Here is a 15,783-nt window from a genome sequence, read left to right on the forward strand (position 1 = left end):
CACTCGCGGGCCGCTTCCTGCTGTTTGGTGCCTCTCGTCGTCGCGTCGAGGGAAGTTACCAAAACAACATTAGATCGGCCCCCGGAACTCCGCTAGAGAGCGGGCGTTTCCGGCCATGCTTCCGCGAGATTGGAAAGATACGAAGTGCTGACAAATATTGTCGTCTCCGTTGTTAGGACGTGTACGCGCTTTGCCCTTCCTGTCGTCATTTTTGCTCTGATCCTTTCGGTCGGGGCGGGTTTTTATACGGCCCGCAACTTCTCCATCAACACCGACATCAACAAGCTGATCTCGCCCGATCTGGACTGGCGCAAGCGCGACAACCAGTTTGATGGGGCCTTTGACCGCGAGCGGCTGATTCTGGCGGTGGTCGAGGCTGCGACCCCGGAACTGACAAGTTCGGCGGCGAAGGCGCTGGCGGAGAAGCTGTCGGCCGACAAGACGAATTTCGAGGCGGTGACGCCGCTCGGCTCCGGTGAGTTCTTCGACAAGAACGGCCTGCTGTTCCTGCCGACCGAGGAGGTCGGCAAGGTCACGGGCCAGCTCGAATCAGCGGCGCCGCTGATCGAGATCATGGCGGGCGATCCCTCGATTCGCGGCCTCACCGGCGCGCTCGAAACCGGCCTTGCCGGCGTCAAGCGCGGGCAGGTCAAGCTCGACAATGCCGCGCCCCCCTTCACCCTGATTGCCCGAACGGTCGAGGATATCCTGACCAAGGGCAACGCCACCTTCTCCTGGCGCGAGCTCACCAGCGACACGCCGCTGACCGACGCCGACAAGCGCGCCTTCATCGAGGTCAAGCCGATCATCGACTATTCGGCGCTGGAGCCGGGCAAGGACGCAACCGACGCGATCCGGCAGGCGGCGACCGACCTGAAATTCCCGACCGAGTACCATGCACGCGTCCGTTTGACCGGACCCGTGCCGATTGCCAACGAGGAATACGCCACTGTGCAGGACGGGGCGATCAAGAACGGCATCGGCACCGTGATAATCGTGCTGATCATCCTCTGGCTGGCGCTGCACTCCGCCAAGATCATCTTCGCCGTGTTCGTGAACCTGTTCATCGGCCTTACCCTCACCACGGCCGTCGGCCTGATGATGGTCGGATCGCTCAACCTGCTCTCGATCGCCTTTGCGGTGCTGTTCATCGGCCTCGGCGTCGACTTCGGCATCCAGTTCAGCGTCCGCTACCGTTCCGAGCGCTACAAGAACAACAATCTGACGTTGGCGCTCGAGAACGCGGCGCGACGTTCGGCGGTGCCGTTGTCGCTCGCGGCGATGGCAACGGCTGCCGGCTTCCTCTGCTTCCTGCCGACCGATTACCGGGGCATCTCCGAACTCGGCAAGATCGCCGGCGCCGGCATGCTGATCGCGTTCATCACCAGCATCACGGTGCTGCCGGCCCTGCTCGATCTGCTCAATCCGCCCGGCGAGAAGGAATCGGTCGGTTATGCCTTCCTCGCGCCCGTCGATCACTTCCTTGAAAAGCACCGCATCCCGATCATCGTTGGCACGATTCTGATCGCGGTCGCGGGCCTGCCGCTACTCCACTGGATGAAGTTCGACTTCAATCCGATCAATCTGCGCAGCGCGAAGGTGGAATCGATCTCGACCTTTCTCGATCTCAGAAAGGATCCGAACACCGGCGCCAACGCCATCAACGTGATGACGACCTCGGAAGCGGACGCCAAGGCAATCGAGGCGAAGCTCGAGAAGCTGCCGGAGGTGTCGCGCGTGATGTCGCTCGACAGTTTCGTGCCTGACGATCAGCCGGCCAAGCTGAAGCTGATCGCGCAGGCGGCCAAGACGCTCAACCCCGCGCTCAGCCCTGATACGGTCGATGCTGCGCCCTCCGATCAGGAGAACGTCGAGTCGCTGAAGAGCTCGGTCGACAGCCTGCGCAAGACCGCAGGCGACGGCCAGGGACCGGGGGCTGTTGCGGCGCGCCGGCTGGCCGACGGCCTGCAGAAGCTCGCCGATTCGAACCAGGAGACCCGCGACAAGGCGCAAGCCATCTTTATCGCGCCGATGAAGATCGTGTTCGATCAGCTCAAGAGCACGCTACAGGCCCAAACCATCACGCTGCAGACCCTGCCGCCGGAATTCGTCGCGGTATGGAAGACGAAGGATGGCCTGATGCGTGTCCAGGCCGAGCCGAAGGGCGATCCGAACGACAATGACAATCTGCGTCGCTTCGCCGACGCCGTGCTCGCCGCCGAGCCGACCGCCATCGGCGGGCCGGTCTCGATCCTGAAATCGGGCGATGTCGTCGTGGACGCGTTCATCCATGCCGGCATCCTGGCACTGGTCGGGATCAGCGTCCTGTTGTGGCTGGCGCTGCGGAAGGTGACCGATGTGTTGCTGACACTGGTTCCGCTGCTGGTCGCGGGCATCGTGACGCTGGAAATTTGCGTGCTGATCGGCCTGCCGCTCAACTTCGCCAACATCGTCGCGTTGCCGCTGCTGCTCGGCGTCGGCGTCGCCTTCAAGATTTATTATGTCACGGCGTGGCGGCAGGGCAGAACGAATCTGCTGCAGTCGAGCCTGACGCGCGCGATCTTCTTCAGCGCGCTGACGACGGCGACCGCGTTCGGCAGCCTGTGGCTGTCAAGCCATCCCGGCACCGCGAGCATGGGCAAGCTGCTTGCGCTGTCGCTCGTCACCACGCTCGCGGCAGTGTTGCTGTTCCAGCCCGCGCTGATGGGCAAGCCGCGCGAAGTCGGCAAGGACGCCGAACTCGGCGACGACGTCACCTGACGGGACTGACGTCACCTGACGCGTTGCCGGTCCGCCGGCTAACGCGTTGGCGTCGGATGCGCGATCTCGGGAAGCAGACAGATATCGCCGATGTCGGCTGACGCATTGGCGTTGGCGGCCTGCTTCTGACCGGGTTTGGTGGCAGGCGCCACCGAGCCCGTGGTTTTTGGAGCCGGCGGCGTTGCCGCCGATTTGGGCGCGCCCGGCTTTGGCGGATTGCCGGCAACGCTCAACGGAATTGGCGGACCGACGCGGGTCCAGGTCTCGCCGCCGCAGAGAAAGCCGAGCACGCAGCCCTGGATTTCGAGCTGGTCGGTGCCAACGGGCTTGATGGTCGAGCTGTAGAACTGGCCGTCCTTGGCGTTGTAGACCTGACCTTCCCACGCATCGACGCCGGGCTTCCTCTTCATCTCGATGAGAATCGGCATGCCGAGTGTCGGCCGGGTTTGCTTAGCCGGATCGGGATTGTTCTTATCTGTGCCGCCGGGGGTTTTTTCCCAGGAGACCGCACCCCACATGTTGCCACTACACTGGGCGACACGGATGGTGGCAACGCCGTCCGCGACCTTCCAGTCGCCGGTCGGATCTGCGGCCAACGCCGGTGTTACTACGGTGGCCAAAAATAAACCTGAAAAGGCTATTGTGCGCGCGAAGCTTCTTGGGCAGTGCAACATGGTCCAAACCTGTGCTTAAGTAGACGATCCGAGCGGGGGCAAAACGCCGCTGTTCGAGCGTTTTAAGTTGACGAGATGGCCATCAACCGACGTATGTAACGAATGGTAAGTTCCAATTTAGACGTTTCCGAGATTTTTGTGGAGCGGGAAGGGCAGCGCGGTGCCATGCACACGCGTCACCTCAACGAGCAGCTCGTTCGCGTTCTCAAGACAATCGGTTACGATGTCGGCTTTCGCAAGGGGCAGGGTCAATACCTGTTCGATCGTCATGGTGACCGCTACCTCGATCTACTGAGCGGATTTGGCGTTTTTGCGGTTGGTCGCAATCATCCGGCGCTGCGCACGGCGCTGAAGAGCGTGCTCGACGCCGATCTGCCAAATCTTGTGCAATTGGATGTCTCCACGCTGGCCGGCGTGCTCGCGGAACGGCTGCTGGAACATGTACCATATCTGGACAAGGTGTTCTTTGCCAATTCCGGCGCCGAGACCGTCGAGGCCGCGATCAAATTCGCGCGCGGCGCGACCGGCCGTCCCGGCATCGTCTACTGCACGCATTCGTTCCATGGCCTGTCCTATGGCGCGCTGTCGCTGACCGACGACACGAATTTCCGCGGCGGCTTCGAGCCGCTGTTGCCGGGTTGCACGGCGATTCCCTACAACGATCTCGAAGCGCTCGAAAAAGCTTTGTCGTCGCGACAGGTCGGCGCGTTCATCGTAGAGCCGATCCAGGGCAAGGGCGTCAACATGCCCACCGACGAGTTCCTGCCCGGCGCGCTGGCGCTGTGCCGCAAATACGGCACGCTGTTCATCGCCGACGAGATCCAGACCGGCATCGGCCGCACCGGAAAGTTCCTCGCGGTCGAGCATTGGGGCATCGAGCCCGACATGGTGCTGCTGGCCAAGGCGCTGTCCGGCGGACACGTGCCGATCGGCGCGCTGCTGACGCGCAAGAACATCTTCGACAAGATCTTCAACCAGATGGATCGTGCGGTCGTGCACGGCTCGACATTTGCGAAGAACGATCTGGCGATGGCCGCCGGCATCGCAACGCTCGACGTCATGAAGGCCGAGAGGCTGGTCGAGCAGGCCGCCAAGCGCGGTGCCGAGCTGCGTCTTGCGCTGACGCGCATGGTGCCGGGCTATGAGCTGATGAAGGAAGTCCGCGGCAAGGGCCTGATGATCGGCGTCGAATTCGGTCCGCCGAAATCGCTGCGGCTGAAGGCGTCGTGGAATCTGCTGGAGACCGCCAACAAGGGCCTGTTCTGCCAGCTCATCACCGTGCCGCTGTTCAAGGACCACAAGATCCTCACGCAAGTTGCCGGCCACGGCAGCCACACCATCAAGCTGTTGCCGCCGCTCGTCATCACCGAGGACGACTGCGCCTGGATCGAGAAGGCGTTCGACGAGGTGATCGCCGGTAGCCACAAGGTCCCCGGCGCGATCTGGTCGCTCGGCAAGACGCTGGTCGACAACGCGGTGCGCAAGTCGGCGTAACACCTCAACACGTAGCCCGGATGCAGCGCAGCGAAATCCGGGATTCTCGAAACTTGCGAGACCGTTCCCGGATTGCGCTTCGCTTCATCCGGGCTACGAGTCGATCTCACCCCTCCTTGTTCGCCTGCATCGCGGTCTCGAACTTGTCGCCGAACTCCGTGAGCTCGTCGGCGCCGATGTCGCTGACGGCCCAGTAGTTCAGGCCGCGGTCGCTCCAGCGGCGGATGTTGAAGCCCTGCAGCGTCGAGATCTTCGCCGCGCGGCGTTCGGTGTTCGCGGTCTGCGCCACGAACAAATTGATGACGTGCTGGCGTCGCTTGTAGACCACCGCGCCGATCGCGCGTGCGTCGACGTAATCGAGCCGGCCGCCGACCAGCGTAAAGCCCTGCGCGGTGAGGTCGATCACCGGCGGCGAGACGTCGAGCTTGCCGTTGAACCACGGCTTCACGGTGTGCTGGTCGGTCGAGACCACGTCGATGAGGTGGCCGGCCTGCAGCGAGCGCAGATGCGCCGACACCACCTCGGCCTCGATGCGCTGCGCGTCGTCATTGCGCAGCACGATCGCGACGAGGCCGGTCGCGGCCATCGCCGACACCGCGGAGCCCATCGCAAAGCCACGCAGCACGGAGCGCCGGCTCGGGGCGGCCTGCGGTTGCGGCAACGCCTTCTCGATCCTGCGGCGCAGCTCGAGCGGCGCCTTGTAGCGCAAGTCGGTCGCGGCCATCGCCTGGCTGATCTCGCGATACTCCTGCATCAGCTCAGCGCAATGCGGGCAACCTTCGATGTGAGCTTCCACCTCGCGCGCATGGCCGGCATCGAGTTCGCCGTCGATCAGCGCGTGAAGCAGCACTTCAGCTTCCTCGCATGTCATTTCACTTGCTCCTGTTCCGCAAGCCAGGCCGTTCGCAGCATGGCGCGGGCGCGCGCGAGGCGGGACATCACGGTGCCGACTGGCACGGCGGCGACATCGGCGATCTCGCGATATGAAAGATTCTGGATTTCCCTGAGCACGAAGGTCTCGCGGAACGGCTCGGCGAGCGCTGCGATCAGCTTGCGCACGACGTCGCCGTCGAAGCGGCGCAGCATCTGCCGTTCCGGGTTGTCAGGGGTTTCGTGCCACATCGGCGCCTGCTCGGCGCTCTCAGGCACCTCCTCGACGGCGGTGGGGGCGGTCTTGCGCCGCGCAAATTCGGCGCGGCAGACATTGCGCAGGATCGCGAACAGCCACGGTTTCATCGCCGGCCCCCGGTAGCTGTCGAAATGCTTGTAGGCGCGCAAGTAACAGTCCTGCACCGCATCCTCGGCGTCGGCCGCATCGCGCAGCAGATAGCGCGCCAGCGTGTAGGCATCGTCGAGATAGGGCAGCGCGGCCTCGCGAAAGCGCCGCGCCTTTTCGGGATCGTCTTGCGACGTATTGACGACCATCGTGTCCTGCCCGGCATGTCCTGAGACGGCTGGCGCCCGGCCGGCGGCGGAAGGCCACTGGCCGGGCATGGTTGTGACGATATGGCTGGACACGTTACCCAACCTTGACACTGCCTGTCATGTGCGGATGCAGCGAACAGAAATACTTGTATTCGCCCGGGTCCGTGAAGGTGAACGAGAAGCTGCCGTCGGTATCCATCGTTTTCGACCGGAACTTGCCCGCGCATACCACGGTATGCGGGATGTCGTCGCGGTTGGTCCAGGTCACGGTGGTGCCGACCTTCACATTGAGCTGGGCCGGCTCGAACACGAAGTTGTCGATATGGACCGCGACGCCATCGGCTTTTGCCGCGGTGTCTTCGGCGCGGGCCATCGAGACAGGCAGGAGCATGGTCGCGACCACGGCAATGCCGAAGTCGCGGCGATTGATCGAACTCATGGCTCAGTCGTCCTTCTCTCAGCCCTGCAGCGGCGTGTCGATGATCGCGAGGCGCTCGGTGCCCTGCTTGAAGTTGATGTGGGCGACGCCGAGCATGCTGCGCAGCTTGGCATCCTCGACCTTCATCGGGCCGGGCGAGGGCGCAGCGCCCGGTGCCGGCTGCGGGAAGGCGGTGGAGCGCGCGGTGTGGAAGGTGACGTTGCCCTCGACCTTCTGCATCACCTGGTGGATGTGGCCGTTGAGCACGGTGACGGAGCCAAAACCCTTGACGTATTCCAGCGCGCGGCCACCGTCCTCGGTGCCCCAGCCCCATTGCGGATACACAGTCCACAGCGGGATGTGGGCGAACAGCACGATCGGCGTCGATTTCGAGCGGCCCTTGAGGTCGTCCTCGAGCCATTCCAGTTGCTCGTTGCCGAGATTGCCGAGGCCGCCGCCCTTGAGGTCGACGACGTTGACGAGGCCGACGAAGTGGACGCCGCCGGCATCGAAGGAATAATAGCCGGCGCCCTTGGTGCCCTTGCCATAGCGCTCCTTGTAGAGCTTGACCTCCTCGTCGATGAAGTCGTGCTCACCGGGCACATAATGCACGTCGAGCTTGCTCTGCGAGATAATGCGGTCGGCATCGTCGAATTCCTTGGCTTTCGACAGATGCGTGATGTCGCCGGTGTGGATCATGAAGGACGGCTTGATCGGCATCGCGCGGACCTGGTTGATGGCCTCTTCCAGCGTGCCGTTGGCGTTCGGATTTGCGGGCTTGTCGAAGCCGACATGGCTGTCGCTGATCTGCATGAATGTCATGCCGGCCGGCTCCGCGGCCGCGGCCGAGCCGACAATGCCGAGCGAATGCGGCACGCCGCCGGTGATTGTCCACAGCACGCCGGTGCCGGCCCAGGTCATGCATTCCAGCACCTTGCGCCGGCTGACGCCTTTGTCCTCATCGTGATGGTCGTGATCGTGTCCGCTCATGGCAAAGTCTCCCGTGGTGCCCAGAGATTGGGGTTTCCGGAGACGTTATTGGCGGGGGTGGGGGTTTATTCCCGCGGCCCTGGGTGGAGCGGGGAGCGGCGATGACGATTTCGTGAGCGGGCGCCGCGGCCCGGGCCGCTCGATTATGAACGGCCGCAACAAAGCTGTCTTGCAACCGTCAGCACAGTGTCAGCGCTCCCGCGTAACGATGCCGGACTTTAATCGCCACACCGGGAGAGCGACATGAGCGACCACGCAGGCGTTGATCATCATCACAAGGCGGCCGAACATCACGAGCATGCTGCAAAGCACCATCGCGAAGCCGCCAAGCACCACGAAGCGGGCGATCACGACAAGGCGGCGCATCACGCCCACAGCGCCCACGGTCATGCCAGCCACGCCGAGCATCACCACACCGAGGCCAGCCGGCACCACGCCGAGCACCACGGTCACCATTGATTCGTTTCAGTACTGCGTGAGTGGCTTGCCGCCGTCCCCGCAAGGGGACGGCGTTTTCTTTGGTGTTCAACCGCCTCCGAAGGCGGCGCTAATCTGCCCGCACGGCGAACGTCCTGAGCGATTGCAGCAGAAGCTCCGGCGTTTCCTGGGCGACGCAATGTCCGACGCCATCGAACGACATCCGGCTCGTATGGGGTATCAGCGCCGCGGCGCGGTCGGCCATCAGTCTGTAGACTGGCTCCGACTGCCCGGCGGTGGCGATGCGGACCGGGCACGTGATCTCGGAGAGCCAGGGAAACGGATTGCCGCGCGCGTCACCGGTGTAGACCTGCTCCATCGCCTGGAAGATCGGCAGCAGCAGTGCGGACTCGATCTCGGGCGTGCAGTGCAGCCGAACGCGGTCGTCGCCAAGCCGCTCAAATCCGTGATGCACATAGGCCCACAGCGCCGGCTCGGTCCATGGCGCAAACGCAGGTGCCGTGCGTAGCCGCTGGAACAGGACCTCCGCGCTCTCGAACTCCGCCCGGCGGCGCAGCGCGCCCTCCACCGACGCTGCTGACATAGCGCTCAAGCCCTGGGTGCGCGGCGCGTGTGGATCCATCACCGTCGGCTCCATCACGAACAGACGCGCAAAGCGTTCGGGCAGCAGCTTTGCCGCGAGCAGCAGATCAGTGGCGCCGGCACTGTGGCCGATGCCGTAGATGCCATGGAGATCGAGTTGATCGACAACCCTGCAAAGATCTTCGGCAAAATCCTGGAAATGATAGCGGTCGGCTGATGGCTTGTGGCTAAGGCCATGGCCGCGACGATCCAGTGCATAGACCGTGTAGTCGGCGGCCAGCGCCTCCGCGACTTCGGTCCAGACCTCGGCGACGAAGCCGGTGCCGTGCAGCAGCAGCGCCGGCGGCCTGTCTGAGTACGGCTCGCCCCATCGCGCCAGCGCGATCGGCGCGCTGGCGTCGCCAACGAACAGTCGTGTCGGGGGAGACATCGGCTTGCTACCGCGCATCCTGCAAAATCATCGCCGCCGCCTTCTCCGCGATCATCGCGGTCGGCGTGTTGGTATTGCCCGAGGTGATGGTCGGCATCACAGAGGCATCGGCGATGCGCAGGCCGTCGAGACCGTAGAAGCGCAGGCGCTCGTCGACCACGGCCATCGGATCGCTCGCGATCCCCATCTTCGCGGTGCCGACGGGGTGGAAGATCGTGGTGCCGATGTCGCCGGCGGCCTTCGCCAGTGACGCATCGTCGTCGCCGACGGAGGGGCCGGGCAGGAACTCCTCGGGGTGATACTGCTCCAGCGCTTTCTGCTTCATCAGCCGCCGCGTGGTGCGGATCGCGTCGGCTGCGACTTGGCGGTCGTCGTCGGTCGACAGGTAATTTGGCGCGATCGACGGCTTGTCGTCGAGTGCCGCCGAGCGGATCCGCACGGTGCCGCGCGAGGTCGGCTGCAGATTGCAGGCGCTGACCGTGATCGCGGGAAAGCGATGCAGGGGATCGCCGAACTTGTCGAGCGACAGCGGCTGCACATGGAACTGGATGTTGGCGCGCGAGCGCGTCGAATCCGAGCGGGTGAAGATGCCGAGCTGCGACGGCGCCATGGTCAGCGGACCGCGGCGCCGCAACGCATAGTCGAGCCCCATCAGGCCGCGGCGGATCAGATTGTAATAGGTCTCGTTCAGCGTCCGCACGCCCGAGACCTTGTAGATCGCGCGCTGCTGCAGATGGTCTTGCAGATTGTGGCCGATGCCCTGGCGGTCGAGCACGATGTCGATGCCGAGCGGCGACAGCCATTCGGAGGGGCCGATGCCGGAACGGTGCAACACTTGGGTCGATCCGATCGCGCCGGCGCAGAGGATCACTTCACCCTTGGCGCGCGCCTCCATCACCTCGTCGCCCTGCCGGAACTCGACGCCGGTGGCGCGGCCGCTCTCGATCACCAGGCGGTCGACCAGCACATTGGTCTCGAGCCGCAGATTGGCGCGGTTCAGCACCGGCTTGAGGAAGCCGCGCGCCGACGACCAGCGCCGGCCGCGCTTCTGGTTGACGTGGAAATAGCTGGTGCCTTCGTTGTCGCCGGTGTTGAAATCGCCGATGCGCTTGATGCCCATCTCCTCCGCGGCATCGCCGACCGCGTCGAGGATTTTCCACGACAGCCTGGGCGCCTCGATGCGCCAGCCACCGCCGGCACCGTGGTGCTCGCTCTCGCCGAGAAAGTGATCCTCCAGCCGCTTGAAAGACGGCAGCACGTCGCTGTAGCTCCAGCCCGTCAGGCCAAGCTGCCGCCAATGATCGTAATCCGCGGCCTGTCCGCGCATCGAGATCATGGCGTTGATCGCCGACGAGCCGCCGATCACCTTGCCGCGCGGATAGGCCAGCGCGCGGCCGTTCAGGCCGGGTTCGGCCTCGGTTTTGAACATCCAGTCCGAGCGCGGATTGCCGATCGCGAAGAGATAGCCGACCGGGATGTGAAACCAGATCCAGTTGTCGTTGCCGCCGGCTTCCAGCAGCAGCACGCGCTTTTTCGGATCGGCGGACAGGCGGTTGGCCATGATGCAGCCGGCCGTGCCTGCGCCGACGATAATGTAGTCGAAATCACCCTCGAGCCTTCGCGGCATGTCGTCGTTTCCCGGCAAGCGTCCTTGTTGGGTCCGTATTAGTCAGACGCGGCCCGCCGGGACAAGCCCGGCGCCAGAGGCAGGGCGGTACCGCTTGGGCGCTGTTGGGTGGACCGGCCCTTGCATGCTAGACAGGACCAAGCCATCCAACCCCTGAGGCCAGAATTCCCATGCCAATCGTCAACCGCGTCGCCGATCTGCAACCCGATATCCAGGCCTGGCGCCGCGACATCCATGAACACCCCGAATTGCTCTACGATGTGCACCGCACTGCATCATTCGTGGCCGATCGTCTGCGGGAGTTCGGCTGCGATGAGGTCGTGACCGGTCTCGGCCAGACCGGCGTGGTCGGCGTCATCAAGGGCAAGAAGCCGGCCGGCAGCGGCGACGTCAAGGTGATCGGCCTGCGCGCCGACATGGACGCGCTGCCGATCCACGAAGAGACCAACCTGCCTTACGCCTCCAAGACGCCGGGCAAGATGCACGCCTGCGGCCATGACGGCCACACCGCGATGCTGCTCGGCGCCGCGCGCTATCTCGCCGAGACGCGGAACTTCGCCGGTACCACGGTGGTGATCTTCCAGCCGGCCGAAGAGGGCGGCGCCGGCGCGGCCGCGATGATCAAGGACGGCCTGATGGACCGCTTCGGCATCGAGCAGGTCTACGGCATGCACAACGGCCCGGGGATTCCGATCGGCTCGTTCGCGATCCGCTCCGGCCCGATCATGGCTGCGACCGACGAGGTCAACATCAGCATCGAAGGGCTCGGCGGCCACGCCGCGCGTCCGCACAAATGCATCGATTCCGTGATGGTCGGTGCGCAACTGATCACGGCGCTGCAGTCGATCGTGTCGCGCAGCGTCGATCCGCTCGACTCCGCCGTGATCTCGATCTGCGAATTCCACGCCGGCAACGCCCGCAACGTGATCCCGCAGACCGCAGAGTTGCGCGGCACCGTTCGCACCCTGACCCCGGAAGTCCGGCAACTGATCGAGAAGCGCGTCGGCGAAGTGGTCAAGGGCGTGGCCCTGCTGACCGGCGCCAGGATCGATCTCACCTACAAGCGTGGCTATCCCGTCACCGTCAACCACCGTTCACAGACCGAATTTGCGACCCGCATCGCGAAGGACGTCGCCGGCGAGGCCAATGTGCACGAAATGCCGCCGCTGATGGGCGGTGAGGATTTTTCCTACATGCTGGAAGCGCGGCCCGGCGCCTTCATCTTCTGCGGCAACGGCGACAGCGCCGGCCTGCATCACCCCGCCTACAATTTCAACGACGAGGCGATCGTTTACGGCAGCTCTTATTTCGTCAAGATCGTGGAGAACGCGCTGGCGGCGTGAACTCGCAACGACGGCATCATCCGAAATGCAAAAAGGCCCGCACTTGACGTGCGGGCCTTTTCGTTGGCGCTACCGCGCCAAGATGTTGGCGTCAGAACAAATGGTAGAACACGAAGTACAGCGAGCCCGAGAGGATCATCGCGGCCGGCAGGGTCAGCACCCAGGCCATCGCGATGTTGCGGATCGTCGACCATTGCAGGCCGGACCCGTTGGCGGCCATGGTGCCGGCGATGCCGGACGACAGCACGTGGGTGGTCGAGACCGGCATTCCGAAGCCGTCGGCCGCCGCAATCGTCGCGGCTGCCGTGATCTCCGCGCAGGCGCCCTGCGCGTAGGTCAGGTGGGTCTTGCCGATCTTCTCGCCGACGGTGACGACGATGCGCTTCCAGCCGACCATGGTGCCGAGGCCGAGCGCGATGGCGACGGCGAACTTCACCCAGCTCGGGATGAACTTCGTCGCAGCATCGAGCGAGCCCTTGTACTCGTTCAGCGTGGTGACGTCGGCGGCGGAGAGTTCGGATTCCTTGTCCTTCATCAGGATGCGGATCGCCTCGGAGGCCAGGTACATGTCGTTACGGGTGTTGCCGACCGTGTCAGCCGGGAACTTGGCCAGCGAGCCATACTGGGTGACCTGCTGGCCAATGTCGCGAACCAGCACCGCCAGCGACGGATAGGTGCCCTCGTTGATCTGGTGCTGCGAGACATAGTTGGTCACGGCCGGGCGCGGGTTGCCGAGCACGTTGTAGCCCGCGGCCTTGCCTTCGATGACCTTGCTGGCCGAGGTCGAATGCGTGGTGAACGCTGCGATCGCGCTGTCGGGCAGCGCGCGGTTGAGCGCATAGGCGGTCGGCACGGTGCCGATCAGGATCAGCATGATCAGGCCCATGCCCTTCTGGCCGTCATTCGAGCCGTGGAAGAAGCTGACCAGCGTGCAGGTGAGGATCAGGATGCCCCGGATCCACCACGGCGGCGGCTGGTCGCCGACCGGCTCGCCGAACAGAGCGGGCGTTGCGCGCGCCAGCACGGTCTTGAGGACAAAGAGCAGGCCCGCGGCCAGCACGAAGCCGAACAGCGGCGACAGCAGCAGCGCCTTGGCGATACCGGCCGCCTGGGTCCAGTCTACGCCGGAGGTGCCGTCACGGCCGCGCAGCAGCGCGTTGGCGATGCCGACACCCATGATCGATCCGATCAGGGTGTGCGAACTCGAGGCCGGCAGCCCGAGCCACCAGGTGCCGAGGTTCCAGATGATGGCGGCGATCAACAGCGCGAACACCATCGCGAAGCCCGCGCTGGAGCCGACCTGCAGGATCAATTCGACCGGAAGCAGCGAGACGATGCCGAACGCGACGGCGCCAGAGGAGAGCAGCACGCCGAACAGGTTGAACATGCCCGACCAGACCACGGCGATGTGCGCCGGCAGCGAGCGGGTGTAGATCACGGTGGCGACCGCATTGGCGGTGTCGTGGAAGCCGTTGACGAATTCGAAGCCGAGCGCGATCAGCAGGGCGACGAACAGCATGAGATAGGGCAGCAACGACGTGACGCGCGTGCCGGTGGCATCGACGTCGGCATAAATGCTGTAGGCGACGAACAACAGGGCGGCCGCGACCACTCCCAAATAGATTACGCCGGTAAGTGGATGAAAGCCCTTGTCGAGCTCCGGGCCTTTTTTCAAGGCGGGCTCGATCGAGCCGGGTAACGCCATATCGCTCATGGTAAACTCCTGTCCCAATGGCGCCGACTTTGAGCGATGCATGTGACAGGCAATTGAAATCCGGCCGCTGAAATCGAGCCGTCCCCAGTTTGCGACCGATTTTTGTGCAGTGCGGCTGAATGGCCGGCCCTTACCGGCCCTTGGAGGCTCCGGACGGCAATCGTCATCAACGAACGCTGCCGATCTCTGGGAATTTGAGGTGGAGGGCCGCCAGGTCGAGGTCGCGCGCTGCACGATTGGGGCTAGTCGAATCGTACAGCGCGCCGACCTCAGGGAACGTCATGGCGTGAACATGACGCCCAATGCCTGCGGAACACGTGACCGTACCATGGATCAATTAAAGGTTGTAGGTATTTATCAACTGCTTCAATGCATTTCACATCAACGTGTTGCTGGAATTCCACCGACGTGTTGCCGCAGTCCCACATGCTTGCGGGAACTCAGGCGGCGTGCGCTGATCGGCGCAGCAAGGAACCTGCGATTTTCAGGTCGTCGACAAATCGCTGGTATTCCCGTGCCTTGGCCTCCGCGTCGGGCAACCGCAGCAGATAGGATGGATGCACGGTGACCAGCACCCTGGTGCCGTCGTGGTCGATCAGGCGGCCACGGTTCTTGTTCACCGGTGTGATCTTGCCGAACACGCTTTGGGCGGCGGTGGCGCCGAGTGCCACCACGAGTTCCGGCTGGATCGCGGCAAGTTCGCGCTCGTACCATTGCCGGCAGGCGCGGATTTCGGGTGTGTTCGGCTTTTGGTGCAGCCGGATCTTGCCGCGCGGCACGAATTTGAAATGCTTCACCGCGTTGGTGACGTAGACCTTGGCCCGCGCGATCCCGGCGTCCGCCAGCGCGCGATCGAGCATCTCGCCGGCCGGGCCGACGAACGGCCTGCCGGCCAAATCCTCCTTGTCGCCGGGCTGCTCGCCGACCAGCATGACCGAGGCGGTTTGCGGACCTTCGCCGAACACGGTCCGGGTGGCGTCCTTCCAGAGCGGGCAGGCGCGGCAGCCGGCGGCCTGTTCGCGCAAGGTTGCGATCGTGTCGTGAGCTTCTCCGCGGACCATCGGCGTGTCCTGCTGTCGCTCGGGTGTGTGCGGTTCGCTGGCCACGTTCTTGATGAAGCCGCCCGTCATTCGCATCGCGTCTTCGAGCAAAGGCCTAATGATCGAGTCCTCGGGCAGGTTCCTCCAATAGGAGTGCTGTGCCTCCATCACCTTCAGCCGCGCCGGATTGAAGATGCCGGTGTAATGACGTCGCCACGTTTCCTCGAGCCGGTCCTCGGTCGGCACCTCGGATTTGTCGACGCCTGACGTGATCGAGATCGCGTGGCCATCCCAATGCGCTGACACGTCGGGGGTCAGGATCGACCACGGCATGTCGGCGAAGCGGCTGGCGAAGAAGGGCGCGGCGGCCTCGACGATGCGATGCTCGGGCTCGAACCAGGCGACGTAATGCGCCTTCTGCTCGCGGCCGATTTCGCGGAAGCGGAGATGCGCGTGCATCCGGTCGATGTCGCGATAGACCGCGCGCGCCATCGCATTGACCTCGGCGACATCGGGATCGGTCGTGGTGCCGAGCAGATCGTGATGGCTGCGCAGCCGCCATAACAGGCGATAGAGCAGGGCGAAACGGTCGCCATTGCGATGCAGGATCGCGGTCCTTGCCAGCTCGACGAATGTGGCTGATACGTTGAACCCCGCATGTGGCGCATCGGGCAGGTCGTTCGCGCTGAATCCGTTCACGCTGGATGCCGCGAATAGTTCGGCCTCATTGCGCACCGTCCACGTCACATCAGCCGGCTTCACGTCATTCAATGCCAATCGCCGCGCGGCTTTGCGCCAGCCGTCGAAATCGGTGTCGTTGTCGAGCATCATGATGTGCATGCGATTTG

General features: G+C 64.2%; 13 protein-coding genes. 3 read left to right on the plus strand and 10 right to left on the minus strand.

Annotated elements, in window-relative coordinates:
- Positions 1-144 precede the first annotated feature (144 nt).
- A complete protein-coding gene (hpnN, locus tag UP09_RS06615) occupies positions 145-2,760 on the plus strand; it encodes a hopanoid transporter HpnN (protein ID WP_044537277.1) in 2,616 nt (871 codons plus the stop codon).
- A gap of 38 nt (positions 2,761-2,798) precedes the next feature.
- Here the strand turns inward: hpnN and UP09_RS06620 are convergent, their stop codons facing one another.
- Positions 2,799-3,434, minus strand: a complete 636-nt coding sequence (locus UP09_RS06620) for a DUF2147 domain-containing protein (RefSeq protein WP_044537278.1) — start codon at positions 3,432-3,434, stop codon at positions 2,799-2,801.
- A gap of 102 nt (positions 3,435-3,536) precedes the next feature.
- Here UP09_RS06620 and hpnO point away from each other — a divergent pair, with 102 nt between their 5' ends.
- Positions 3,537-4,928, plus strand: coding sequence for an aminobacteriohopanetriol synthase HpnO (gene hpnO / locus UP09_RS06625; RefSeq protein WP_044537279.1), 1,392 nt, complete (start codon positions 3,537-3,539; stop codon positions 4,926-4,928).
- A gap of 106 nt (positions 4,929-5,034) precedes the next feature.
- Here hpnO and UP09_RS06630 read toward each other — a convergent pair whose 3' ends face one another.
- From UP09_RS06630 to UP09_RS06660, 7 genes are all read right to left on the minus strand, one after another.
- Entirely contained in the window at positions 5,035-5,799 is a 765-nt protein-coding gene (locus tag UP09_RS06630; RefSeq protein WP_044537280.1) for an anti-sigma factor family protein, read from the minus strand.
- Positions 5,796-6,353 carry a sigma-70 family RNA polymerase sigma factor gene (locus UP09_RS06635; protein WP_044537281.1) on the minus strand — a complete coding sequence of 186 codons (558 nt, stop codon included), beginning with the start codon at positions 6,351-6,353 and terminating at the stop codon, positions 5,796-5,798. The genes UP09_RS06630 and UP09_RS06635 overlap by 4 nt, the downstream gene beginning before the upstream one ends.
- 94 nt (positions 6,354-6,447) lie before the next feature.
- Entirely contained in the window at positions 6,448-6,792 is a 345-nt protein-coding gene (locus UP09_RS06640) for a cupredoxin domain-containing protein (RefSeq protein WP_044537282.1), read from the minus strand.
- Between the two features lie 18 nt (positions 6,793-6,810).
- Positions 6,811-7,761, minus strand: a complete 951-nt coding sequence (locus UP09_RS06645; RefSeq protein ID WP_044537283.1) for a metallophosphoesterase family protein — start codon at positions 7,759-7,761, stop codon at positions 6,811-6,813.
- A 189-nt stretch (positions 7,762-7,950) separates the two neighbouring features.
- A complete protein-coding gene (locus UP09_RS37455; RefSeq protein ID WP_044537284.1) occupies positions 7,951-8,217 on the minus strand; it encodes a hypothetical protein in 267 nt (88 codons plus the stop codon).
- Between the two features lie 91 nt (positions 8,218-8,308).
- Positions 8,309-9,229, minus strand: a complete 921-nt coding sequence (locus UP09_RS06655) for an alpha/beta fold hydrolase (protein WP_245301765.1) — start codon at positions 9,227-9,229, stop codon at positions 8,309-8,311.
- Complete coding sequence (locus tag UP09_RS06660) at positions 9,219-10,838, minus strand: GMC family oxidoreductase (RefSeq protein WP_044537285.1); 1,620 nt, start codon at positions 10,836-10,838, stop codon at positions 9,219-9,221. Before UP09_RS06660 ends, UP09_RS06655 begins: the two co-directional genes overlap by 11 nt.
- A gap of 170 nt (positions 10,839-11,008) precedes the next feature.
- Between UP09_RS06660 and UP09_RS06665 the strand changes: the two genes are divergently transcribed.
- Complete coding sequence (locus UP09_RS06665) at positions 11,009-12,181, plus strand: M20 aminoacylase family protein (protein WP_044537286.1); 1,173 nt, start codon at positions 11,009-11,011, stop codon at positions 12,179-12,181.
- 91 nt (positions 12,182-12,272) lie between these two features.
- Here UP09_RS06665 and UP09_RS06670 read toward each other — a convergent pair whose 3' ends face one another.
- Together UP09_RS06670 and UP09_RS06675 are read right to left on the minus strand one after the other, a co-directional pair.
- Positions 12,273-13,895 (minus strand): inorganic phosphate transporter, encoded by a 1,623-nt coding sequence (locus tag UP09_RS06670; protein WP_044537287.1) that lies wholly within the window; start codon positions 13,893-13,895, stop codon positions 12,273-12,275.
- A gap of 440 nt (positions 13,896-14,335) precedes the next feature.
- Positions 14,336-15,775 carry a UdgX family uracil-DNA binding protein gene (locus UP09_RS06675; protein WP_044537288.1) on the minus strand — a complete coding sequence of 480 codons (1,440 nt, stop codon included), beginning with the start codon at positions 15,773-15,775 and terminating at the stop codon, positions 14,336-14,338.
- Positions 15,776-15,783: the final 8 nt, after the last annotated feature.

The organism is Bradyrhizobium sp. LTSP885 (assembly GCF_000938305.1).
In the GTDB taxonomy this organism is placed as follows: domain Bacteria; phylum Pseudomonadota; class Alphaproteobacteria; order Rhizobiales; family Xanthobacteraceae; genus Bradyrhizobium.

What these genes read in the sequence shown, in the direction of transcription:
- UP09_RS06620 (WP_044537278.1), bottom strand. Translation starts at nt 3,434, where the DNA reads ATGTTGCACTGCCCAAGAAGCTTCGCGCGCACAATAGCCTTTTCAGGT.
- hpnO (WP_044537279.1), top strand. Translation starts at nt 3,537, where the DNA reads ATGGTAAGTTCCAATTTAGACGTTTCCGAGATTTTTGTGGAGCGGGAA.
- UP09_RS06630 (WP_044537280.1), bottom strand. Translation starts at nt 5,799, where the DNA reads ATGACATGCGAGGAAGCTGAAGTGCTGCTTCACGCGCTGATCGACGGC.
- UP09_RS06635 (WP_044537281.1), bottom strand. Translation starts at nt 6,353, where the DNA reads ATGGTCGTCAATACGTCGCAAGACGATCCCGAAAAGGCGCGGCGCTTT.
- UP09_RS06640 (WP_044537282.1), bottom strand. Translation starts at nt 6,792, where the DNA reads ATGAGTTCGATCAATCGCCGCGACTTCGGCATTGCCGTGGTCGCGACC.
- UP09_RS06645 (WP_044537283.1), bottom strand. Translation starts at nt 7,761, where the DNA reads ATGAGCGGACACGATCACGACCATCACGATGAGGACAAAGGCGTCAGC.
- UP09_RS37455 (WP_044537284.1), bottom strand. Translation starts at nt 8,217, where the DNA reads ATGGTGACCGTGGTGCTCGGCGTGGTGCCGGCTGGCCTCGGTGTGGTG.
- UP09_RS06655 (WP_245301765.1), bottom strand. Translation starts at nt 9,229, where the DNA reads ATGCGCGGTAGCAAGCCGATGTCTCCCCCGACACGACTGTTCGTTGGC.
- UP09_RS06660 (WP_044537285.1), bottom strand. Translation starts at nt 10,838, where the DNA reads ATGCCGCGAAGGCTCGAGGGTGATTTCGACTACATTATCGTCGGCGCA.
- UP09_RS06665 (WP_044537286.1), top strand. Translation starts at nt 11,009, where the DNA reads ATGCCAATCGTCAACCGCGTCGCCGATCTGCAACCCGATATCCAGGCC.
- UP09_RS06670 (WP_044537287.1), bottom strand. Translation starts at nt 13,895, where the DNA reads ATGAGCGATATGGCGTTACCCGGCTCGATCGAGCCCGCCTTGAAAAAA.
- UP09_RS06675 (WP_044537288.1), bottom strand. Translation starts at nt 15,775, where the DNA reads ATGCACATCATGATGCTCGACAACGACACCGATTTCGACGGCTGGCGC.